General features: G+C 59.8%; 23 protein-coding genes and 1 pseudogene. 11 read left to right on the top strand and 13 right to left on the bottom strand.

What is annotated here, in order from left to right; genetic code table 11:
- Window positions 1-81 precede the first annotated feature (81 nt).
- On the top strand, window positions 82-1,371 hold the full coding sequence (locus BM234_RS05835) for a lytic murein transglycosylase (RefSeq protein WP_092061705.1): 1,290 nt from the start codon (window positions 82-84) through the stop codon (window positions 1,369-1,371).
- 3 nt (window positions 1,372-1,374) lie between these two features.
- On the opposite strand, the gene BM234_RS05830 is transcribed toward BM234_RS05835, so the two are convergent.
- From BM234_RS05830 to gpmI, 4 genes are read right to left on the bottom strand one after another with little or no spacing between them, the layout of a single operon-like run.
- The gene (locus tag BM234_RS05830) at window positions 1,375-1,857 is read right to left on the bottom strand and encodes an RNA pyrophosphohydrolase (protein WP_092061702.1); all 483 of its coding nucleotides are present in this window, start codon (window positions 1,855-1,857) and stop codon (window positions 1,375-1,377) included.
- A 51-nt stretch (window positions 1,858-1,908) separates the two neighbouring features.
- On the bottom strand, window positions 1,909-3,249 hold the full coding sequence (locus BM234_RS05825; RefSeq protein ID WP_092061699.1) for a S41 family peptidase: 1,341 nt from the start codon (window positions 3,247-3,249) through the stop codon (window positions 1,909-1,911).
- A 4-nt stretch (window positions 3,250-3,253) separates the two neighbouring features.
- Window positions 3,254-4,321 carry a murein hydrolase activator EnvC family protein gene (locus BM234_RS05820; protein WP_092061697.1) on the bottom strand — a complete coding sequence of 356 codons (1,068 nt, stop codon included), beginning with the start codon at window positions 4,319-4,321 and terminating at the stop codon, window positions 3,254-3,256.
- Window positions 4,318-5,841 (bottom strand): 2,3-bisphosphoglycerate-independent phosphoglycerate mutase, encoded by a 1,524-nt coding sequence (gene gpmI, locus BM234_RS05815; RefSeq protein ID WP_092061694.1) that lies wholly within the window; start codon window positions 5,839-5,841, stop codon window positions 4,318-4,320. Before gpmI ends, BM234_RS05820 begins: the two co-directional genes overlap by 4 nt.
- Window positions 5,842-6,026: 185 nt before the next feature.
- On the opposite strand from gpmI, the gene BM234_RS05810 reads away from it, so the two are divergent.
- Complete coding sequence (locus BM234_RS05810; RefSeq protein ID WP_092061691.1) at window positions 6,027-6,230, top strand: hypothetical protein; 204 nt, start codon at window positions 6,027-6,029, stop codon at window positions 6,228-6,230.
- Here BM234_RS05810 and rlmH read toward each other — a convergent pair.
- The 4 genes from rlmH to BM234_RS05790 all read right to left on the bottom strand — a co-directional run bounded on the left by rlmH (window position 6,218) and on the right by BM234_RS05790 (window position 8,342).
- Window positions 6,218-6,688 (bottom strand): 23S rRNA (pseudouridine(1915)-N(3))-methyltransferase RlmH, encoded by a 471-nt coding sequence (rlmH, locus tag BM234_RS05805; protein ID WP_092061688.1) that lies wholly within the window; start codon window positions 6,686-6,688, stop codon window positions 6,218-6,220. The genes BM234_RS05810 and rlmH overlap by 13 nt on opposite strands.
- A complete protein-coding gene (gene rsfS / locus BM234_RS05800; RefSeq protein ID WP_092061685.1) occupies window positions 6,688-7,056 on the bottom strand; it encodes a ribosome silencing factor in 369 nt (122 codons plus the stop codon). The genes rlmH and rsfS overlap by 1 nt, the downstream gene beginning before the upstream one ends.
- Window positions 7,057-7,290: 234 nt before the next feature.
- Entirely contained in the window at window positions 7,291-8,028 is a 738-nt protein-coding gene (locus BM234_RS05795) for a Bax inhibitor-1/YccA family protein (protein ID WP_092061682.1), read from the bottom strand.
- 110 nt (window positions 8,029-8,138) lie between these two features.
- Window positions 8,139-8,342: a DUF1127 domain-containing protein gene (locus BM234_RS05790; RefSeq protein ID WP_092061679.1), complete on the bottom strand. Its 204-nt coding sequence runs from the start codon at window positions 8,340-8,342 to the stop codon at window positions 8,139-8,141.
- A gap of 118 nt (window positions 8,343-8,460) precedes the next feature.
- Here BM234_RS05790 and BM234_RS05785 point away from each other — a divergent pair, with 118 nt between their 5' ends.
- Window positions 8,461-9,342, top strand: coding sequence for a LysR family transcriptional regulator (locus BM234_RS05785; protein WP_092061676.1), 882 nt, complete (start codon window positions 8,461-8,463; stop codon window positions 9,340-9,342).
- Window positions 9,343-9,345: 3 nt separating this feature from the next.
- Here BM234_RS05785 and BM234_RS05780 read toward each other — a convergent pair whose 3' ends face one another.
- Entirely contained in the window at window positions 9,346-10,311 is a 966-nt protein-coding gene (locus BM234_RS05780) for an NADPH:quinone oxidoreductase family protein (RefSeq protein WP_092061673.1), read from the bottom strand.
- 284 nt (window positions 10,312-10,595) lie between these two features.
- Here BM234_RS05780 and BM234_RS05775 point away from each other — a divergent pair, with 284 nt between their 5' ends.
- The 3 genes from BM234_RS05775 (at window position 10,596) to BM234_RS05765 (ending at window position 13,180) form a co-directional block, all read left to right on the top strand.
- The gene (locus BM234_RS05775; RefSeq protein ID WP_092061670.1) at window positions 10,596-10,970 is read left to right on the top strand and encodes a helix-turn-helix domain-containing protein; all 375 of its coding nucleotides are present in this window, start codon (window positions 10,596-10,598) and stop codon (window positions 10,968-10,970) included.
- Window positions 10,971-11,058: 88 nt separating this feature from the next.
- Window positions 11,059-11,838, top strand: a complete 780-nt coding sequence (gene hisN / locus BM234_RS05770) for a histidinol-phosphatase (protein WP_092063215.1) — start codon at window positions 11,059-11,061, stop codon at window positions 11,836-11,838.
- A gap of 7 nt (window positions 11,839-11,845) precedes the next feature.
- Window positions 11,846-13,180 (top strand): 8-oxoguanine deaminase, encoded by a 1,335-nt coding sequence (locus tag BM234_RS05765; RefSeq protein WP_092061667.1) that lies wholly within the window; start codon window positions 11,846-11,848, stop codon window positions 13,178-13,180.
- Here BM234_RS05765 and guaD read toward each other — a convergent pair.
- Window positions 13,177-14,463, bottom strand: a complete 1,287-nt coding sequence (gene guaD / locus BM234_RS05760; RefSeq protein WP_092061664.1) for a guanine deaminase — start codon at window positions 14,461-14,463, stop codon at window positions 13,177-13,179. The genes BM234_RS05765 and guaD overlap by 4 nt on opposite strands.
- A 131-nt stretch (window positions 14,464-14,594) precedes the next feature.
- On the opposite strand from guaD, the gene mgtE reads away from it, so the two are divergent.
- The 4 genes from mgtE (at window position 14,595) to BM234_RS05740 (ending at window position 19,302) form a co-directional block, all read left to right on the top strand.
- Window positions 14,595-15,983 carry a magnesium transporter gene (gene mgtE, locus BM234_RS05755; RefSeq protein ID WP_092061661.1) on the top strand — a complete coding sequence of 463 codons (1,389 nt, stop codon included), beginning with the start codon at window positions 14,595-14,597 and terminating at the stop codon, window positions 15,981-15,983.
- A complete protein-coding gene (locus tag BM234_RS05750; RefSeq protein ID WP_245752528.1) occupies window positions 15,971-16,537 on the top strand; it encodes a 5-formyltetrahydrofolate cyclo-ligase in 567 nt (188 codons plus the stop codon). The genes mgtE and BM234_RS05750 overlap by 13 nt, the downstream gene beginning before the upstream one ends.
- 29 nt (window positions 16,538-16,566) lie before the next feature.
- A complete protein-coding gene (locus tag BM234_RS05745; protein WP_092061658.1) occupies window positions 16,567-17,391 on the top strand; it encodes a TIGR00282 family metallophosphoesterase in 825 nt (274 codons plus the stop codon).
- A gap of 123 nt (window positions 17,392-17,514) precedes the next feature.
- Window positions 17,515-19,302, top strand: coding sequence for an SLC13 family permease (locus BM234_RS05740; RefSeq protein WP_245752550.1), 1,788 nt, complete (start codon window positions 17,515-17,517; stop codon window positions 19,300-19,302).
- 15 nt (window positions 19,303-19,317) lie between these two features.
- Here the strand turns inward: BM234_RS05740 and BM234_RS05735 are convergent.
- The 3 genes and pseudogenes from BM234_RS05735 to BM234_RS05725 all read right to left on the bottom strand — a co-directional run.
- Window positions 19,318-19,749, bottom strand: a pseudogene (locus BM234_RS05735) (MaoC family dehydratase); the annotation flags it as partial.
- A 101-nt stretch (window positions 19,750-19,850) separates the two neighbouring features.
- Window positions 19,851-20,726 (bottom strand): TIGR01459 family HAD-type hydrolase, encoded by an 876-nt coding sequence (locus BM234_RS05730; protein ID WP_092061652.1) that lies wholly within the window; start codon window positions 20,724-20,726, stop codon window positions 19,851-19,853.
- Between the two features lie 62 nt (window positions 20,727-20,788).
- Window positions 20,789-21,709: a manganese-dependent inorganic pyrophosphatase gene (locus BM234_RS05725; RefSeq protein ID WP_092061649.1), complete on the bottom strand. Its 921-nt coding sequence runs from the start codon at window positions 21,707-21,709 to the stop codon at window positions 20,789-20,791.
- 343 nt (window positions 21,710-22,052) lie between these two features.
- Here BM234_RS05725 and BM234_RS05720 point away from each other — a divergent pair, with 343 nt between their 5' ends.
- Window positions 22,053-22,364, top strand: coding sequence for a co-chaperone GroES (locus BM234_RS05720; RefSeq protein WP_092061646.1), 312 nt, complete (start codon window positions 22,053-22,055; stop codon window positions 22,362-22,364).
- Window positions 22,365-22,388: the final 24 nt, after the last annotated feature.

The raw sequence follows: 22,388 nt of genomic DNA, 5'->3' as shown, positions 1-22,388 counted from the left end.
AGAGCGGCAAAAGACCGCCATGAGTGTTTTCCGCGGCCTTTTTTCGCGCTAGGCTGAGGCAAAACAGAATCGAGCAAGTACATGCGTATTCAGTCTGCCCTCATTGGGCTGTTCACCTTGGGAGCGGGGCTGTGTGAGGCCGCCCCCATTATTGAAACCTCGCCTGTGCCGCAACTACGCCCAAGCGGACAATGGGTAGCTTTCATCCCTCTGCCCAAACTGCGCCCAGAAGCTCAAGCACAGCCTGTCGCGGAGACGGGCTTTTCCACCTGGATAGCGGAGTTTCGCGGACGCGCGCTCAGATCGGGTATCCGGGGGGACGTGTTTGACCGCGCGTTTCGCGGAATCCGCTATCAGAGCGATGTGATCGCACGGGATCGAAATCAGAGCGAATTTTCAAAGACCCTTTGGCAGTATCTGGACAGCGCCGCGTCAGACACACGGGTCGCAAACGGGCGTGCGGCATTGCGAGATCACGCCCGCGTCCTCGACGCCATCGAGGCGCGTTATGGCGTTGATCGGAACATCGTCGTGGCGATCTGGGGTCTTGAAAGCGCCTATGGGACATTCCGCGGAAAAACGCAGGTCATTCCGGCGCTGGCGACGCTCGCCTATGACGGGCGACGCGGAGAGTTTTTTGAAGAGCAATTGATCGCGGCACTCCAAATTGTGCAAAGCGGCGATACGACCGTGGAAAACATGACCGGCAGTTGGGCCGGAGCCATGGGGCACACTCAGTTCATCCCGACATCCTACCAAGCTTATGCGGTTGATTTTACGGGCGATGGGCGCCGCGATATCTGGTCCGACGATCCCGCGGATGCGCTGGCCAGCACGGCAGCATACCTGCAGAATGCTGGGTGGATACCCGGAATGCCTTGGGGGGTTGAGGTACAGCTTCCTCGGGGCTTTGACTATCGGCTCGCGGACCGGGAACAAAATAGGATGCCCTCCGATTGGGCGCGTCTTGGTATCACGGATATGTCCGGGCGTCCGGTCAGGGATTTTGGCGCAGCCTCAATTCTGGTGCCTGCGGGGGCGCAAGGTGCGGCTTTCATGATCTTCAAGAACTTCAGCGTGATCGAGCGCTACAATGCTGCGGACGCCTATGTCATCGGGGTGGGGCATCTTGCTGACCGGATCAAAGGCGGCGCGCGTATCCAATCGCAATGGCCGCGGCAGGATAGAGCTCTGACCTCTGCCGAGCGAAAGGAGTTGCAGGCGCGGCTTACCCGGGCTGGCTTTGATACGCAGGGTGTAGATGGGCGCATTGGGCCCAACACGATCGCGGCCGTACGTTCATTTCAGGCCCGGATCGGGCTGGTGCCCGATGGCTATGCCTCGTTGGAAATCCTGAGGCGTCTTCGGTGAGAGCTATATCTTGGGGCCGAACTCGGTAAGCACAGCCTCATAGACGGCGCGCTTGAAGGGGACGATCTGCTCAACCAATCCATCCGCGGGCAGCCACTTCCACTCCGAAAATTCGGGGTGGGGGGTGTTGATATCAACGAATTTTTCTGCTGCCCTCAGCCGCATCAGGAACCACTTCTGTTCCTGTCCACGATAGCGACCCTTCCAGATACGCGGAACAAGGTCATGAGGCAGATCGTAAGCGACCCAACCGGAGGTCTCGGCCTCGACCTCCACATGCTCGGGGAGCAGGCCGGTCTCTTCCCCGAGTTCCCGCAATGCGGCCTCTCGTGGGCTTTCGCCTTCGTCTATCCCACCTTGCGGCATTTGCCATGCGGGGCCGGGATTGTCGATCCGCTGCCCGACGAATACCTCGCCACGGTCATTGGCGAGCATGACGCCCACGCAAGGGCGGTAGGGTAGTTTGGCAATTTCTTCGGGGGTCATGTCATACCTGTTCGCTGGAAAAGCGGCCCGGGGTGACCGGGCCGCCACCCATTATTCGTCCGCAGTGCTGAGCGCGGTCAGCCCCTTGAGGAGATCGATCGCATAAGCGAGTTGGTAGTCTTCCTCACGCAGGCGCGCGGCCTCTTCGGCCTGTTCCCGCTCTTCTTCGATCTGGCGGATCTCATCTTCGGACAGGCTATCGTTATCAAGGCTACCGCGAAGATCGGCTTCGGAACGGAGGGGGCGGGCTGTCGACTCATCACCGTCCTCCTCTTCAGTCGTCGCGCGGCGTGGTTGTTCAACAACGATATCGGGGGAAACCCCGAGGGCTTGGATCGATCGGCCCGACGGGGTGTAGTAGCGCGCCGTGGTCAGGCGCATGGCGCCATCGCCGCGAAGGGGCATGACCGTCTGCACCGACCCTTTGCCGAAGCTCTTGGTTCCGACGACGATCGCGCGGCGATGATCCTGCAGGGCCCCTGCGACGATCTCCGAGGCCGAGGCCGAACCGCCATTGATGAGCACCACGATGGGCTTGCCCTCGGCAAGATCGCCTTCGCTCGCGTTGTAGCGCTCTCCATCCACGATGTTGCGCCCGCGGGTCGAGACGATCTCCCCCTTGTCGAGGAAGGCATCGGAAACTTTGATCGCCTGTGTCAGAAGGCCACCGGGGTTATTGCGAAGGTCAAGAACGATCCCGTTGATCCCGTCCATGCCACCGGCTTCTTCGACCGCTTCGGCGAGGCCTTCTTCGAGGTTGGAATAGGTTTGATCGTTGAAAGTGGTCACACGGAGTACGACGCTTTCACCCTCGGTGCGGATACGCACGGCGGTGAGCTTGATCGTATCCCGGGTGATCGTAATGTCGAACGGTTCAGGTTCTTCTTCACGGACCACGGTGATCACGATATCCGAACCCACCGGGCCGCGCATCATGTCGACCGCCTCGTCGAGGGTCAGGCCAAGCACGCTTTCGCCATCGACATGGGTGATAAAGTCACCGGATTCGATCCCCGCCTCGTCCGCCGGCGTCCCGTCGATCGGAGAGACAACCTTGACGAACCCTTCTTCCTGCGTGACCTCGATGCCCAGCCCGCCGAACTCGCCGCGTGTCTGAACCCTCATGTCGGCCGCATCGTCTGGCGACAGATAGCTGGAGTGCGGATCGAGCGAGGTCAGCATGCCATTGATGGCAGCCTCGATCAGTTCCTTCTCGTCGACATCCTCGACATACTGCGCTCTGATGCGTTCGAAGATGTCGCCAAAAAGGTCGAGCTGCTCATAGACGCTGCTTCGACCGTTTTCTTGCGCCATCAGGGGGCCGGCGATCTGGGTGGTGGCCAGCGCACCTGTCAGGATGCCAGTAGCAGCGGCCAGGGCGAATTTTCTCATTTGCTCATTCCTCGTCGATTCCGAACCACGTCAGCGGATCCACTGCGGCGGTTCCCTCTCTGACTTCCATATACAGGGTTTCGCCCCGCGTCACGTCCGCGCCATCGGTTGCCGTACCTCCCATCCGTCCGACCGGATGGCCCGCGGGGATTACCTGTCCGATCTCAGCATATACCTCCGCCGCGCCAGCAAGCACGAAAAGAGTCTCCTGTCCCGGCTCCAGAATAATCACATTTCCGTAGTCAAGAAGTGGGCCGTGATAGCGAACGGTGGCCGCAGTCGGGGATGTGATAAGCGCTTCAGGCTGGGTTTCAATTAAAATGCCGGGCCTCGTGTCACGCGAGACGGTGCCCGACACGGGCAGGGGCAATGTACCTTTGAGGCCATGCAGATCCGAGCGAAGTCGGTCCGGGCGCTCGGAGGGGATCTCATCAAGGTTGGCCGCAAAGGCGGTAAGCGTATCCGCGGATGCAACGAGAAGCGCCGTCTTGACCGGGTCCTCAATGAAACGGCGTGGCAATTCCGCGCGCGCGGCCATTGCCGAAGATAGCTCTGTGCGCGCCGTTTGGGCGCTCATCAGTGCGCTCTTCAGGGTCGCCTCCGCCTCTGTCTGCATCTGCCGGAGCCGGGCGGCCTCTTCGAGATCCGCGCGTAGCTCCTCAACTTCGGCACGCAAGGCTGGGTTCAGATCAGCAAGCAAGAGTCCCGCCTGGACAGTGCCCTCCGGTCCGCCGGGATGAAGCAGCGCGGCGGGGGGAGGGGTGCGGGCAACAGCTTGCAGCAACCCAAGCAGGCCGGCGAGTTCGGATTGTTTGGCCTCCAGTGCGTCCTTCAACTCCGCCTCTCGCAAAGAGGCGGTGCGAAGCCCGGCACGTACCGCAGAGAGCCCTTCCTCAAAGCCGCGGACCGCAGTGCTTAGCGCCCGGATCCGGTCCTTGGCGCTCTCCGCACGCTCAAGCGCGTGTTCTGCTGTGGTAATGCTGGTAGCGGCACGCGCGGCCGCCTCGCCGACGTCATCCGCCCAGGCGGAACCACCGACGAGAAGAAGAGCAAGAGCAAGCGGGCGGATCATCGAAGAAGGAGACTTTTCCCGGTCATTTCCTCTGGCTTGTCGATCTGCATGAGCGCGAGCAAGGTAGGTGCGAGGTCCGCCAAACGCCCCCCTTCCCGAAGCTCCGCGTCCTCTGGTCCTCCGACCAGAATCACAGGGACCAATTCGGTGGTATGCGCCGTATGTGGCCCGCCCGTTTCAGGATCGATCATGATGTCGCAGTTGCCGTGATCCGCCGTTACGATCATAGCGCCCCCGGCAGCTTCTAGTGCTGCGACCACTTCCCCGAGCCCTTGATCCACAGCCTCGCAAGCCTTGATCGCCGCATCAAGATCGCCGGTATGGCCCACCATGTCCGGATTGGCATAGTTCGTCACGATCAGGTCATAACCCGCTTCAATAGCTTCGACGAATTTCTCGGTGACTTCCGGCGCACTCATTTCGGGCTGTAGGTCATAGGTCGCAACCTTGGGCGATGGCGCCATGTGACGGTTTTCTCCCGCCTCGGGATCTTCCTTGCCGCCGTTCAAGAAGAAGGTCACATGCGGATACTTTTCGGTTTCGGCGAGGCGGAACTGTCGCAGTCCCTGCTTTGCCACCCATTCACCAAGCGTGTTGACGATCTTCTGCTTGGGAAAGCACGTCGTCATGAAAGCGTCGTGAACCGTCGAGTAGTTCACCATTCCAAGGAGCGCAGCCGGTTCAGGTCGGTTTGTCGTATCGAACTCGTCAAACGCGGGCTCCCCGATGGCACGCAGGATTTCTCGGGCACGATCCGCTCTGAAGTTGAGGCAGAAGACGCCATCCTCGGACTTAATCCCGGAGAAATCACCGATGACTGTTGCGGGGATGAACTCGTCGGTTTTGTCGTCATCCCAAGCTTGCCGAATGGCCACTTCGGCGGTCGGGGCGGTTTCGCCCTCTCCGAGCATAATGGCGCGATAGGCCTGCTCGATCCGCTCCCATCGATTGTCACGGTCCATTGCGTAGTACCGCCCGATGACTGTGCCAATGCGGGCATTGTCGTGAAGTTCTCTTTCGAGGTGAGCCAAGAAACCGTCGGCGCTTTTGGGTGCGACGTCACGGCCATCGGTAATAGCGTGAAGCACAACGGGTACGCCGCTGGTGGCTATGGCACGCGTGGCCGCGATGGTGTGTTCAATGCTGCCATGCACGCCCCCATCCGAAAGCAGTCCGAACAGATGTGCGACACCGCCTGTCTCCTTCAGCGTCGCGATGAACTTCTGTAGAGCTTCATTTTTCTGGAATGACCCATCCTCAATGGCGAGGTCGATCTGGCCAAGGTCCATGGCGACGACACGGCCTGCGCCGATATTGGTGTGACCGACCTCTGAATTCCCCATCTGCCCCTTGGGCAGCCCGACATCTGGCCCAAACGTAGTCAGGGTTGCGTGGGGACAGGTGTTCATCAACCGGTCGAAGTTGGGAGTATGCGCGAGAAGGGGGGCGTTACCTTCGGAACTGGTCCTCTGACCCCAGCCATCAAGGATGCAAAGTGCAACGGGTTTGGGCGCGGTCATGAGGTCCCCTTCCTTCATCTGCTGGTCTGTTTCTACGCTGCAGCACTTCAGGGAGCAACCACGGGGCAGGCGATTTCTCGCGTCCCGAATGCATCACATTCGGTGATGTATCCTCGCACTAACATTCGTTTTATTGATTTGCCCGAGCGCGGTATTTTGCTGGCACAAAACCACAGGAGTTCTTTATGTCCGATCAAGTCGTCACCGCCGGCTACGTACCAAATACCGCAATGGTGCTGGCCGTTCTCATTTCGGCGATCGCGTTTCTCGCGGCGCTTTCGTACGAGCCAAAAGGCCTAGCCGAAGAGCCGGTCATCACAATTCCCACGGAGGATTGGCACGGAAATGTCATGCGGTCACACTGGCAGGCGGGTGGTCAAACCCGGTGATAGGGCAGGCCAGCCAGGATTGTTGTTGCACGGTATATTTGCTCGCAAAGCATCACCCGTGCCAGCATATGCGGCCAGACCATCTTGCCCAAACTCAACGTGGCCTCCGCTTCTGTGCGCAGGTCACGGGCGAGGCCATCGGCACCCCCGATCAGGAACGCCAAGTCGCCGCGCCCTTCGTCTCGCCATTTCCCAAGCAGGGCGGCGAACTCAACGCTGTCAAGCACTCGGCCGCGCTCATCAAGGGCACAGGTCGTTGCTCCCGAGGGCAGAGCCTTGCGCAGAAGTGCGGCTTCGCCAGCCTTGCCGCCGCCCTTGCGTTCGTCGATTTGATGGAGTGTGCAGGAACTGAAGCCGAGCGCCCGACCGGTACGTTCGGCCCGAGCGAGGTAGTCTTCAATCAAGACCTGTTCCGGCCCCGCCCGAAGGCGGCCGACCGCACAGATATGTAGACGCATCAGGCTTGCGTCTTGGTCACTCCACCGGGGAGCCACATCTTCTCGAGCTGATAGAAGTCGCGCACTTCGGGACGAAATACGTGCACGACGACATCGCCGGTGTCGATCAGGACCCAGTCACCGGTTTCCTTGCCCTCAATGCGGGGGGAGGTTCCGAACATTTCCTTGATCCGCTCGGCAAGTTTGTCGGCGATTGCCGAAACCTGACGCGAAGACCGACCGGAGCAAACCACCATGTAATCGCCGATCGCAGATTTACCGCGAAGGTCGATCTTCACGATGTCTTCGGCTTTGTCTTCGTCGAGAGAGAATAGAATACGGTCGAGCAGGCGTTCGCTCTGACCATCGTCTTCCGAAAACCCGCTCATGTGAGCGGTGTCCGGAATGGCGGCAGATGCCGCATCAACTTCGAGTGACAGGACATTGTCCTCCTTTGTCTTGCGCCGAATGCACCCCGGCGCAGGGCTGACCCCAATTTAGCAACTGCGCATTCATTTTTCAATTCCAGCAATGTGGAAACGCCCTGAATGGCGGCAAGCTGCCTTTTGATGCAAAAAGGCGGCGCATAATGCGCCGCCTCGCAACTGGAGCTTTGAAGCTCGTTATTCCTGATTGCCAAGGAACATCAACAGGAACTGGAACATGTTGATGAAGTCGAGGTAGAGGTTCAGCGCCCCGTGAATACCAGACTTCTCAAGCCATTCTGCGTCCCCATGGTGGGCATGGGCCACATACTCTGCCTTGATCTTCTGTGTGTCATAGGCCGTGAGAGCGGCGAAGATCAGTACGCCCAGAATCGACACGGCAAACATGATCGCCGGTGACTGCAGGAAGATGTTGATGACCATCGCCACCAAGAGGCCGATGACCCCCATCATGAGGAAAGTGCCCATGCCGGAGAGATCCCGCTTCGTCACATAGCCGAACAGGGACAGGCCGGCGAACGCGATCGACGTCACGAGGAAGGTCTGGGCGATGGAGATGCCGGTATAGACCGCGAAGATGTAGGACAGCGAAAGCCCCATCGCTGCGGCAAAGGCAAAGAAGAAGAGCCGTGCGCCGGCCGCCGAAGCCTTTCGCATCACTGCGCCAAAACCGAAGATCATGCCCAGCGGCGCGAACATCGCGATCCAGCCCAGAATGTTGGGTTGCATGGTTTGGGGGTCGCGGAAAATCGAGAGAAGCTGCGGCGACGTCCCGATTGCCCAAGCAACGGCGAAGGTGATGAGCATGCCCACGGACATCGTGCCGTAGACCTTGTTCATGTGGGCGCGAAGCCCTTCGTCGATATGGGCGGTGCGGGCGCCAGTCGCCGTCCGCATCCGGTTCAGTTCTGCCATCTATGCCTCCATTGGTACACTGAGGGTGCGAATTCACGCACCAGTTCATAGATCAATATCGGCAAGGTGCGGGGGCTTTTCAAGAACTTCCCGCACGTGGACACCTAAACTCACCGCCAATGCGCAGGTGGATCCCATGGTGCGCGGGCCGCTTCGCGTTCAGCTTCATCACGGGAGATGCCAACGTCGCGCAAAAGGTGTTCGTCAAGACGGGTGAGCGCTTCGCGTTGTCGGGCCAATCCGGCCATGCGCCGGATCGCGCCAAACAGGTCACGTCGGGCTCGGATAGAGGAATAGAGCACATTTTGGGTCATCGGTCTGTTCTCTTCGTGATGTTAGGGGCGTTTCGTATGACTTCTGTTGATCAACATGCCGAAAGGTGCTCCATTACTGAAACGAATTATCGTGACGTTATTCATCAAGGAGTGTGATGTGCCCCGGAATATTGATCTGACCGCCCTGCGCTCATTCGTCGCTGTGGCCGATGCCGGCGGCGTCACACGCGCCGCAGGCATGCTGAACCTCACGCAATCCGCGGTTTCGATGCAGCTCAAGCGTTTGGAAGAGAATCTGGGGCTTCAGCTTCTTGATCGCTCGCAGAGACAGATCGCGCCGACAGCCTCCGGTGAAAAGCTGCTTTCTTATGCGCGCCGGATGCTGGATTTGAACGATGAGGCCTATGCCCGGTTGACCGATGACGCATTCGAGGGGGAGGTGGTTCTGGGGGTGCCTTATGACATTGTCTATCCCGCCATCCCGCGGGTTTTGCAGCAATTTCACGCGGATTTCCCTCGGATGACGGTGCAGCTCATCTCTTCCTTCACCCGTGAGTTGAAGGAAGGGTTCGAGAAGGGAACCATTGATCTGGTGCTTACTACCGAAGACGAGGGCGGGCCGGGAAGTGAGATGCTTGTTGAGCTACCGTTGCTGTGGATCGGTGCGCCGGGCGGAATCGCGTGGCGGCAACGACCGCTCAGGCTGGGTTTCTGCAGAAGTTGTATTTTCCGAGGGGGCGCCATCCAAGCGCTCGACGCCGCGGGCATAGCGTGGGAGATCGCCGTAGAAAGTGAGGCTGACAGGACGATCGAAGCAACCGTTAGTGCCGATCTCGCCATAACGGCTCAGCTGGAAGGGACGGAATCTTCCCATGTTGAGCGTATCCAACATGGCGGAGCGCTCCCCGAACTGGCGAAAAAGCGGATCAACCTCTACAGTCGCGGCGCGGAGCATGACGAGGTTTCAGAGCATCTCGCAAACCTGCTTCGCAGTGCCTACCGGCAGGGGAGGGCCGCCGCGACCATTGCCGCAGCTTGACCGTCAATCCGAAATCCTGATGACCACTTTGCCGGTGTTCTTGCGCTGACGCAGTAGATCCAGTCCGTCTTCGACGCGGTCAAATGGGAGTACGGCGCTGATGTGGGGGGCAAGGCGGCCCTCGGCGAGCCACTCCAACACCTTCGCAAGGGAGTTTGTGAGCTTTTCCGGGGCAAAACTCAGATAGCCTCCCCAGTAGAAGCCCAGAATGTCGATATTCTTTACCAGCAGGTGATTGAGCCGGGGCTGGGGAACTTGCCCGCCCGCAAATCCGATGCTGAGAATGCGGGCCTCGGGGTTACACGCGCGGAAGGCTGACATGAACTGGTCGCCTCCGACGGGATCATAGACCACATCCGCGCCGCCGAGGTCCTTCACCGATGTTCTAATGTCTTGGGTGTCCGCTTCGATAAGGTGGTCAGCCCCCGCCATGCGAGCAATGTTCAACTTCTCTGGCCCGCGCGCACACGCAATCACCCGCGCGCCCATGAGCTTGCCGATCTCGACCGCAGTGAGGCCGACGCCTCCAGCAGCGCCGAGAACAAGTAGGGTTTCACCCCGGCGCAGACGCGCCCGGTGAGCAAGTGCAAGATGGGAGGTGCCATAGGCGATCTGGAAACTGGCGCCGACGTCATATGTAACCTCATCGGGTAAAAGCACGGCGCGCGATGCGGCGAAGCAGCCGCTCTCCGCGAGCCCTCCCTGACCGCAATAGACAGAGACCCTATCGCCGACCGAAAACCGGTCCACGTCAGATCCCACCTCAATTACTTCGCCCGCCGCTTCCAGCCCCAGCGTAAAAGGCGGGGCAGGCGTATCCTGATAAGTGCCCTCGATCATCAACAGGTCGGCGAAGTTGAGGCCCGCGGCGGCGATTCTCACCTTGATCTCGTCTGACTTGGGCGCGCGATCAGGACGCTGCGTCAGGCGCGGGCTGGCTCCTGCATGGATGATGCTAAATGCCTTCATCTCTGTCTCTGATTATTGCTGGAATAGGACACAAACTGTGTCATTCTTTCGCATAGTGGCATCGACAACCCTGCGTGAATACGAGCTTTTTTGTCAAATATTAACGATTGGTGCGTTCTTCTGGGGCCTCGGTCACTCAACTGGGCGTTTATGGGCGAAGCCGTTTATTGCTTTTGACGTGTCATAGAGTATGGTGAAGCGCGGTCAACAATAGCTCGTGGCAGAGCGAGGGAACCGGACTGTCCCGATGCTTGGACCGCGCGAATAAATTGAAAGGATTGGACATGGCACACCCTGTAGATGCGCATGTTGGAAAACGGATTCGTCATCGCCGCTGGCTTGTCGGCATGACCCAGCAACAACTCGCAGAGAAGGTCGGGATCAAGTTTCAGCAGATCCAGAAATATGAAACCGGTGCCAACCGTGTCAGCGCCTCCCGCCTTTGGGATATTGCCGATGCGCTTAACGTCGAGGTCAAATTCTTTTTCGACGGCATGAACGACGCCGAAGATCACGCTCAATCGGATGCGCCCACCGTTCCCGCCGATATCATGGGCGACAAGGAAGCGCTCGATCTCGTACGCTCCTATTATGCCATCCCCGAAGCACAGCGCCGCCGCCTTTTCGAATTGGCGCGGGTTCTTTCGGACGTCGCCTGACCGCTACAGTCCTTGCGCAGACGCGCGCTCCGGTTTAGCCAAGGTATAGGCTAGAGGGAGCGCGCCGATTTTGTTTTCCGATGCTGAAATGCACGCACTGGCGGATGTCGCTTTTGAGCTGGCAGATGTGGCTCGGAATGCTACTCTTCCGCATTTTCGCGTGCCCAATCTATTTGCCGAAAACAAGTTTGCCGACGGGTTCGACCCCGTAACAGTCGCTGACCGCGATGCTGAACAAGCAATGCGTGATGTGCTCGCCCGCAGACGCCCGCAGGACGGCATCTTGGGTGAGGAATTCGGAAATACCAACGGAACCAGCGGGCTTACGTGGGTTTTGGATCCTATCGACGGAACGCGCGGGTTTATCTCGGGGACGCCGACCTGGGGGGTCCTCATCGCATTGTCTGATAGCGACGGCCCCATCTTCGGCTTGATCGATCAGCCATATATCGGCGAGCGGTTCATTGGCGGGTTCGGGATCGCCGAACTCCGCGGCCCGCGCGGGACACATCCCAATGCCGCCCGAACTGGCGTCGCGCTCAGCGATGCAACAGTTTTCACGACCTTTCCGGAAGTCGGGACTCCTGATGAAAGAAGGGCCTTTGAGCGCGTCGCACGCACGGCCCGGCTGGCGCGCTATGGCATGGACTGCTACGCCTATGCCTTGCTTGCTGCGGGACAAATCGATCTAGTCATCGAAGCTGGCTTGAACCCCTATGACATTCAGGGCCCAATCGCGGTCATCCAAGCCGCTGGAGGGATCGTGACCGATTGGACGGGCGAGCCCGCGCACGATGGTGGCCGGGTTCTTGCGGCGGGGAGCGCCGAAATCCACGCCGAGGCTTTGCGACTTCTACAGGAAGGTTGAGGCGATCATGCCCGAGACGTTGATCCGTGGCGCTGAGGTCATTCTGACTATGGACGATGTGGACGCGGAACTCTGCGGTGCGGATGTCCTTATCCGGGACGGAGTGATCGCAGCGGTTGGTCATGGCCTTCAGACACGAGGCGAGGAGATCAGCGCAAATGGTTGCTTGGTAACGCCCGGCCTCGTCAATACGCATCATCACCTGTTTCAGACCCTGACGCGCGCCGTTCCTGAGGCTCAGAACGCGCTTCTTTTTGGTTGGCTCAAGGCGCTTTACCCGATCTGGGCACGGTTCGGGCCGGAAGAAATATATAGCTCTGCGGTGATCGGTCTCGCAGAATTGGCGCTCTCGGGATGCTCTCTCACGTCCGACCACCTCTACCTTTATCCGAATGGCGCGCGTCTGGATGACAGTATTGCGGCGGCTCGGGATATTGGCTTGAGATTTCACGCGACCCGCGGCGCAATGAGCATCGGAGAAAGCCTCGGGGGGCTACCACCCGACAGCCTTGTAGAGCCCGAAGCTGCCATACTCGAGGATTGCATTCGCGTGATCGACACGTTTCATCGGCCGGAGGCGGGCGCGATGATCCGTGTTGGGGTCGCACCATGCTCCCCCTTTTCGGTCAGCCGCGACCTGATGCGAGACGCGGCGCTCTTGGCGAGGGACAAGGGCGTGATGCTGCATACGCATTTGGCTGAGAATGACGAAGACATCGCCTATAGCCTTGCCAATTTCGGGTGCCGTCCGGGCCAATATGCTGAAGAATTGGGTTGGACCGGGGAGGACGTCTGGCACGCCCACTGCGTCAAACTCGACACCACAGAGATTGATCTCTTCGCACGAAGCCGGACCGGTGTAGCGCATTGCCCTTGCTCGAATTGCCGGCTCGGCTCAGGGATCGCACCCGTCCGGGCGATGCGGGATGCAGGCGTGCGTGTTGGGCTCGGTGTTGATGGGTCGGCCAGCAACGATATCGGCAATATTGTCTCCGAGGCGCGCCAAGCGATGTTGTTGCAGCGAGTTGCGCGCGGAGCGGACGCGATGAGCGCGCGCGAGGCGCTTCGCCTTGCCACGCGGGGTGGGGCGGAGGTTCTGGGGCGCGATGATTGCGGAATTCTGGCCCCCGGCAAGCGTGCCGATATTGCCATATGGGATATGCGCGGCGTCGAGGCTGCGGGGAGTTGGGACCCTGCGGCGCTGTTGCTCTCCGGTCCGACCCGGGTGAGGGACCTGTTCGTCGAAGGGCGGCAGGTCGTCGCGGAGGGGGAGATCACGACATTGGACCTCGCAGAGGCGATCTCCCGCCAGTCCGTTTTGGCAGCAAGGCTTGCGGGCTAGACCTTTTCCCCGCCAATCCAAACCTGACGGATTGCCCTGTCGTCTCCCATCATGATCGTCGGGAAAACCTCCTCCCAGAAGGAAACCGCCCTTGTCGCGCGCTGCGAGATGGCGGGGGTGGATGCAAGGTCGAGCGCAATGAGGTCTGCTTCCATTCCCGGTATGATGTTTCCAATTTTGTCACCCACGTGCAAAACCTCGGCGGAGCCCGCTGTCGCCAGCCACCAAAGCTCGGCAGGATGTAGTGCGCGCCCGGAAAGCTGACCGATCTCATAGGTCGCCGCCATGGTACGAAGCATCGAGAAACTGGACCCGCCCCCCGTATCCGTGGCGAGCCCGACGTGGTGTCCTGCCGACTTCAACCCTCCCATGTCGAATAGGCCGGAGCCAATGAAAGTGTTCGACGTCGGACAATGAACCAGCCCGGCCCCGAACTCGTGCAATCGGTCACGTTCGCGCGGTTCGAGATGGATAGCGTGGCCGTACAATCCGCGCCCGCCCAGCAGGCCGTGGCTCTCATAGGTATCGAGGTAATCACGCGCGTTCGGGAAAAGAGCGCGCACCCACGCAATTTCGTCGGTTTGCTCCGACAGGTGGGTCTGCATCAGGCACTCGGGATGTTCCGCCCAGAGTGTGCCTAGGGCATCGAGTTGCTCCGGCGTTGAGGTGGGAGAAAATCGAGGTGTGATCACGTAGGACAGCCGGCCTTCACCGTGCCAACGCAGAAGCAAGTCGCGGCTTTCGTCATATGCCCGCTGGGCAGTATCGCAGAGTGCCTTCGGAGCATTCCGGTCCATGCAGGTCTTGCCGGCAAAGAGGCGCATGCCGCGCGCTCGGGCGGCTTCGAATACGGCATCGACACTTTGCGGATGACTGGTGCAGTAAGTCGCAGCCGATGTCGTGCCGTTGGCCGTGATGAGGTCGAGCCACCTCTCGGCGATGTCGCGGGCATACTCCGAAGCGTCGAAGCGCATTTCTTCGGGAAAGGTGTAGCTTTCCAGCCAATCAATCAACCGTTTGCCCCAACTCGCGATCATCGCGGTCTGGGGGTAGTGGGCGTGGGCATCGACGAATCCGGCGGAGATCAGGGATCCGCCGGTGTCGTCGACGTCCGCATCGGGATGCTTGCGCCGCAAGGCCGCGCCATCGCCGACCTCGGAAATCAAACCGCCCTCGATCAGCACCCCCCCGCCATTGATCAGGGTGGCTGACGTCTCCGGCTCCTGCACGAAGGGCGACGCCTCAAACCGCAGAACCCGACCGAGGATCAATCGCTTGCCCATCCATCTCTCCATTATTCAACCCGAACAGAGTAGGGCGGCGGAAAACAAAGGTAAATCGCTCCGCTGCCATTGTCGCCGCTCAGGGCTTTGCTATGTTCGCGACCAACGCCGCCCCTAGGTTGGAGCTTGCCATGACGGAACCTGCCGAAACGCACGAGCCCGAGGTTGAAGAGGACGGCACCTATGCCCTGAGGCCCCGCGATGTCTCCGCGATCCTCGCGGCTGTGGAGGAAGGGGATGCCGAGCGGCTGACGCTGCTGATGGAACCTCTCCATGCCGCAGATATCGCCGACCTTTTGGAGCAAATCGATTCCTCCGAACGCAAGGCGCTGCTCGATCTTTATCATCACGAAATGGACGGCAGCATCCTGTCGGAGCTTGATGAGAGCATCCGTGAGGAAGTGATCTCCATCCTGCGCCCCGAGGTGTTGGCCGAGGCAGTCCGGGAACTCGACAGCGATGATGTCGTGGATCTTGTCGAAGATCTCGACGCGGAGCAGCAAACCGCCATTCTTGGCGCCCTCGATCAGACTGACCGGGTCGCGGTGGAGCAGGCGCTAAGCTATCCTGAATTCTCCGCTGGGCGACTGATGCAGCGCGAGGTTGTCATGGCACCCGAGCATTGGACCGTGGGCGACGCCATCGATTATCTTCGGGGCCATGATGACCTCCCCGAGCAATTCTACCATGTGGTGCTGATCGACCCACGGATGCATCCCATTGCCAATGTCACCTTGGGCAAGATCATGTCGTCACCGCGCAGCAAGCCGCTCGCGGAGCTGGCCGAAACGGTCTTCAAGGCGATCCCCGTCAGCGAATACGAAGGGGATGTGGCCTATGCCTTCAACCAGTATCACCTCATTTCCGCGCCCGTGGTCGATGCCGAAGGTCGTCTTGTCGGTCAGATCACGATCGATGACGCCATGGCCGTGCTCGATGAAGAGCATGAGGAGGATATCTTGCGCCTCGCGGGCGTGGGGGACGGTAGCCTGAATGACCGTGTGTTTGAGACGATGAAACAGCGGTTTCCGTGGCTCGCGGTCAATCTCGTCACGGCGATCATCGCATCGCTCGTGATCGCCATGTTCGAGGACGCCCTTACACAGATTGTGGCGCTTGCGGTGTTGATGCCAATCGTCGCCTCGATGGGTGGCAACGCAGGCACGCAATCCCTGACCGTTGCGGTTCGATCGATCGCTACGCGCGACCTTACCGGATCCAACGTATGGCGCGTCATACGGCGAGAGGTCTTGGTCGGTTTGTTCAACGGGATCGCCTTTGCGGTGATCATGGCGCTGATTGGGATCGCATGGTTCGGCTCGCCGGTTCTGGGATATGTCATCGGGACGGCCATGGTGATAAACTTGGTCATCGCAGGGCTCGCCGGGACCGTGATCCCGGTGCTTCTGGATAAGGTCGGGGTCGATCCCGCTCTCGCGTCCGGGTCCTTCGTCACGACCGTTACGGATGTGGTTGGCTTCTTCGCATTCCTCGGATTGGCCGTTCTTTGGATACTCTGAACGCGCGAAAGGCTGCGGCGCGCAAGGCGGCCTTTGCTGCGCGAGCAGAAGCTCATGCCAAGGGAGACGGGGATGCCGCGGCCCTTCTGGACGACGTGCTACGCGCGTACCGGGGCAAACCGCTCTCGGGTTTCCTACCCATCCGCACTGAAATCGATCCACGCCCAGCTATGAAGAAGGCTGCAGAATGGGGCCCCGTGGGCGTTCCGGTCATCCGAGCCAAGGGCGAGCCTTTGGAATTCGCCGTGTGGGAGCCTGAATCGCCGCTGGTCGAGGGCACATTCGGGACATTGGTTCCGCAGGAGGAGCGCCTTCTGGTGCCGGAAGTGCTGGTCGTTCCACTGCTGGCATTCAACCGCGCGGGCGGGCGCCTCGGGTACGGCGGAGGTTTTTACGACCGAACACTGGAGCGGTTGCGCGCGAACGGTCCTGTGGTTGCCATCGGCTTTGCCTATGCAGCTCAGGAAGTTGCCGATGTCCCGTTGGAGCCCACAGACCAACCTCTCGATCTAATCGTGACGGAGCGTGAGGTGATCGGGCAACCCGGCTTGTGAGCGGCTTCGATCTGTCCTAAGCAAAACTCATGCGTATACTTTTTCTGGGTGATGTAATGGGCCGCGCAGGCCGGCAAGCGGTCGTTGATCGGCTGCCCGCTCTGCGCGATGCGTGGCGGCTGGATTTCGTCGTGATCAATGGCGAGAATGCCTCCAACGGTGCCGGGCTGACTGCTGACCACGCCAAGGTTCTTCTGGGGGCGGGGGCGGATTGCCTGACGCTTGGGGATCATGCGTTTGACCAGAAGGATATGATGCAATTCATCGAGTCCGAAACGCGCATTATCCGGCCGTTGAACTATGCCAAAGCCGCGCCGGGGCGCGGGGCTCGGCTCTTTGAGGATCGGCGTGGTCGAAAGATTCTCGTCGGTCAGCTCTTGGGGCAAGTCTTCATGAAGCGGCCCTTCGACGATCCATTTTCTCACGCGGACGCGGTCTTGCGCCAGCACCCGCTCGGCGGGAACGCGCAGGCGATCCTCTTGGACATGCACTGCGAAGCGACCAGCGAAAAGATGGCCATGGGGCACTTCTGCGACGGCAAGGCAAGCCTCGTGGTCGGCACCCATACCCATGTGCCGACAGCTGATGCGCAGATCCTCCCCGGTGGGACGGCGTTCCTATCGGATGCAGGTATGTGCGGCGACTACAACAGTGTGATCGGGATGGACAAAGCCGAGCCGCTGCGCCGTTTCGTGACGGGAATGGGCAAGGGGCGGTTTACCCCCGCGCTGGAGGAGGCGACCCTTTCAGGGGTGTTTGTCGAAACCGATGATCGCACGGGGAAGGCGAAAGAGATCAAGATGGTCCGCCAAGGTGGGCGCCTGGAGGCATCAGGACCTGATGTGGTCTCTTAATGCGCGATCTGGTCGCAATGCCCTGTTCCTTGCGATCACCGGAGGCCAATCCATGACTACATACTTGCGAGCGGCACTCTCATCGACAATGATGCGTGCCGGGCCATATGAGGGCAACGCTTGATCGACCTGTTTCACCTCTCGCAGTCGGGCGAGGCCATCGTTGCCTTGTGTGTCGTTGGGCTCATGTTCCTGCTGTTCTTGCGGGAAACATTACCTGCCGAGGTCATTGCCATCGTAGGGGTCGCTATCCTGCTGGTAACTGGCATTCTACCCTACGAAGACGCGCGCGAGGTGCTCGCGAACCCTGCTCCTTGGACCATTGCAGGCATGTTCATCGTTATGGGGGCTTTGGTGCGTACTGGCGCGCTCGATGCCTTTACCTCGATCACCGAACGGCGCGCGCGGACCAATCCCCGTCTGGCCATTGCCGGGCTGATGGCCTTTGTCCTCGCCGCATCGGCAATCGTCTCCAACACGCCCGTTGTCGTGGTCATGATCCCCGTTTTCGTGCAGCTTTCCCGAAGCATCGGGGTGTCGTCCTCCAAGCTGCTGATCCCCCTTTCATATGGCGCGATCCTCGGGGGGACGCTGACCCTGATCGGGACGTCCACGAACCTGCTGGTTGATGGGGTTGCCCGCACCCAAGGGTTGGAGCCATTCGGGATATTCGAGGTCACGCCTCTTGCCATCGTGCTCGTGATTTGGGGAATGCTGTATTTACGGGTATTCGGCGCTCGTCTTCTGCCGGATCGCCCGACCATGGCGAACATGCTGTCCGACAGATCGCGCATGAAGTTCTTCACCGAAGCGGTCATTCCTCCGGATTCCAACCTTATCGGGCGGGAGGCTACGAACGTCCAACTTTTCAAACGCGAGGGCGTGCGGCTCGTCGACGTTGTGCGCGGCGACGAATCCCTGCGGCGCGACCTGAAGGGCGTTGAGTTGCAAGTCGGCGACAGGGTTGTCCTGCGGACCCAGATGACCGAACTGCTTTCATTGCAGCGGAACAAATCGCTCAAGCGAGTCGATCAACTCTCTGCCCGTGAGACGACAACCGTTGAAGTGCTCATCACGCCGGGCTGCAAGATGGTCGGGCGACGTCTTGGCGATCTCCGCCTGCGGCGGCGGTTCGGTGTCTACCCTCTCGCGGTTCACCGTAGAAACCAGAATATCGGACGCCAATTGGACGACCTTGTGGTGAGGGTGGGGGACACGCTCCTGCTCGAGGGCGCTCCCGAGGATATTGAACGGCTCGCTTCGGAGATGGAGCTTGTCGACGTTACCCATCCTTCTGCCCGTGCGTTTCGCCGCGGGCATGCGCCAGTGGCCATACTCGCGCTGCTTAGCATTGTCGGGCTCGCGGCGTTTGGCGCTGCCCCGATCCTGCTGCTGACGGTGCTGGCCATCGCAATCGTTCTGGCCACGCGCTGTATCGACGCGGATGAGGCTTTTTCTTTCATTGATGGGCGTCTCTTGGCGCTGATCTTTGCGATGCTTGCGGTTGGTGCCGCGCTGGAAGCATCGGGGGCGGTTGCGCTGCTCGTCGATGCGATTGCTCCCCGTCTCATGGGGTTGCCGCCCTTTGTCGTCGTCTGGTCCATCTACCTGCTCACAAGTATCCTCACGGAACTGGTCAGCAACAATGCCGTCGCGGTGGTGGTTACCCCAATTGCCATCGGCCTCGCCCAAGCGATGGGGTTTGATCCCCGTCCGCTGGTGATTGCAGTGATGGTTGCGGCCTCGGCGAGCTTCGCAACGCCAATCGGCTATCAGACAAATATGCTCGTTTACGGCCCCGGCGGGTATCGGTTCACAGATTTCATGCGGGTCGGCATTCCGCTCAACCTGTCAATTGGTTTGATCGCCTCTGCGCTCATTCCGGTTATCTGGCCGTTGCAGGCTGGATGACGCATAAATCCGTGTGCGCGAGGGGGCCAGGACCGTTGCCTCGCCAAATAGAACCTTGCGCTCGTCAACGCGGCATCGGCAATCAAGCGTGACGCGCCGCTTTTTGAGATTGAACCCGATAACTTCGACCTCGGCCGTGACTTCGTCGCCGGGGCGAACGGGGGCCACAAAGTTGAGGGATTGCCCCATGTAGACGGTGCCATGCCCGGGAAGCTGCTCCCCGATAACCGCTGAGATAAGACCGGCGGTCAACATGCCATGCGCGATACGGCCAGAGAAAATAGTACTTTGCGCATACTCTTCGTCGAGGTGAACGGGATTTCTATCCGTCGAAACCTCGGCAAAAAGGGCGATGTCGCGGTCCGTCACACGCTTCGTGAGTCGGCGAACCATCCCTATCTCGATTTCCTCGATACAGATCGTTCCGCGGGGCAGTTCGTCCAACATGCAAGCCTCCAATCGCGCATCGCTAAGTAATAAGATGATGCTATATGGCTCAGTATTGGAACTTTATTGCTTTGCGGGTGCGATGAGTCAAGGTTTTTTGATCAGCGTAGGCGCCCGATCGCGAAGGTGGGGTGCACGCCTTCTTTCTGAAGATAATGCTCTAGGGCATCTGGAACAGGCTGATCCACCGTCTGGGTTTCGCGGGCCGCGAGCCCACCAGAGATGAAGAGACAATCAAAATCTTCTCCGATGGCGCCGGCTATATCAGTCTGCGCCCCGTCTCCAATGGCTAGAATATTTCGGTCAGCGACCTTGCGGTCGAGGTCGGCTAACCGGCGACGGGCGAGATCATAGATCGGTGGATGCGGCTTTCCGAAGTAGAGGCTTTCACCGCCCATTTCTGTGTAGAGCCGAGCGAGCGCGCCCGCGCACCATTCCCGCTCTTCCCCGCGATCGACGACGATGTCAGGGTTTGCACAAAGCAGCTTCAGATTCCGTTCGATGGCCTGCTGAAACTCTGGTCGGTTCACCTCGGGATCCGCCATGGAATCGAATGGCCCACAACAGACAATTCCTTCCGCCTGCGCAAGCGGCACCCGTTCGATGTTAAGCGGATTCTTGAGGAGTTTCAGGGGCGTGAAGAAGCCTTCGTCCCGCTCTTCCTCGCCCATAAACCATACCTTCGTACCCACGACACCTTCATACATCGCCGCGCGGGCACTGTCGCCTGAGGAGGCGATATCGTCATAGGCGTCTACTGGAACGCCGAAGCCGACAAGCTGCTCGGCGACACCGGCCCGGGGCTTGGGTGAATTGGTGACCAAGATCACGGTTCCCCCTTCCCGGCGATACGCCTGAAGCGCGGAGACGGCAGAGGGGATCGCGCGAATTCCATCATGGACGCAGCCCCATAGGTCCACGAACATTGCATCGTATCTCTTTGATATTTCCGACAGCGACGAAATGATCTCGGTCATGGGGGCTCCGGCAATTTTCTGGGGGGTAGAGAAAAGCCCGGTCGAAACCGGGCTGTTCTGTATCAAACCTTGAGGTTGGGAATGATCTGCTTCTTGCGGCTGACAACACCGGGCAACACGACGGTGTCGCCAGTCACGTCGGCATCAAAGCTTTTCTTGGCCACCTGCGATACGAGGTCGTTCGGCACAAAGAGGGTCGCTTCTTCGTTCAGGATGTCGACCACGAAGAGCAAAACCTGATCAACGCCGTCCTCGCTCGCGACCTTCGGCATCGTTTCCATCAGGCTTTCCTTGCGCGACAGAACGGTAGCGGGGCTGGTGGTTTCGAGAACGGATACGCGGAATTTTGTTCCGTCGATCGCATATTCCTTGGAATCCATCCGCAGCAACTCTGCGTCAGAGAACGCCGAGACATCTGACTTGGCAGCGAACATTTCTGCGGCATAGGACGCAATATCGACGCCAAGCTCATCGGCCAGCGCATGGGCGACGGCCTTGTCTTCCGCTGTGGTCGTGGGAGAGCGGAACTCCAGCGTATCGGAAAGGATGCAGGACAACATCGCACCCTTAACGCCCTCGGGGGCGCGTGCGAGGTCCGAGCCGATCATCTTGTACATGATCGTGGCAGTGCAGGCGAGCGGCTCGATCCGGATATCGATGGGGCCCTTTGTCTCTAGCCCGCCCACGAGCTTGTGGTGGTCGATGATCGCACGGATATCCGCATCGTTGATGTCGGCGGGCAGTTCGGCGGGGTTGTTGGTGTCGACGATTACAACGGGTGTATCGGCGGCAACGCTGCTGATGATTTCGGGTTTGTCGAGGTTCCAGCGGTCCAGTACGAAAGCCGCCTCTGTATTCGGCTCCCCGAGCAGGGCGGGCGTTGCGGCCTCTCCTTTGATCTCGGTCAGATACCAAGCCCAGATGATCGGGCTTCCGGTGGAGTCGGTGTCAGGCGACTTGTGGCCAAATACGCGCGTGGTCATGGGGTCCGTCCTCGGAGGTCATTGCAATCGCGCGCGCTTATAGGCTGATGAGTTGGGTTTGTCACGTGGCGCGATGCGGCAGCGCAGCGACAGAGGGGTTCTCCAGCAAGCGGGATTTCGCGTAGTTGTTTGGGGTCCTCCCGGCTTGCTCCCACATGAAACGATAGGAACAGGCCCGGTGACTGATGTTGCACCGGAGGGGCTGAAAATTTAGGGCCCGATCGGTTGACATGGCGAGCCTGCTTCCTTAGCTACACGTCGTTAGCACTCGATACCGATGAGTGCTAACGGGCCCCCGAGGGGAGCCCTAAAAAAGAAACTTTGGGCATCAGGAGACTCAGAGATGACATTCAAACCGCTTCATGACCGCGTGCTGGTCCGCCGCGTTGAAGGCGACGAGAAAACCGCAGGCGGGCTGATCATTCCCGACAGCGCCAAGGAAAAGCCTGCAGAGGGCATCATCGTTGCTTGCGGCGAAGGCGCGCGCAAAGACAGCGGCGAGCTGATCGCAATGGCCGTTAAGGCCGGTGACAAGGTTCTGTTCGGCAAGTGGTCCGGCACTGAAGTGACGGTCAACGGCGAAGAGCTGCTGATCATGAAGGAAAGTGACATCCTCGGAATTATCGAGGACGACGCGGCCGCAAAAGCCGCCTGAACCTTTCCCGCTGACTAGAACAAG

Source organism: Poseidonocella pacifica, assembly GCF_900111875.1.
Classification (GTDB): Bacteria; Pseudomonadota; Alphaproteobacteria; order Rhodobacterales; family Rhodobacteraceae; genus Poseidonocella; species Poseidonocella pacifica.
The sequence above is the reverse complement of the archived record's forward strand: the minus strand, read 5'-3'. Positions and strand labels throughout refer to the sequence as shown.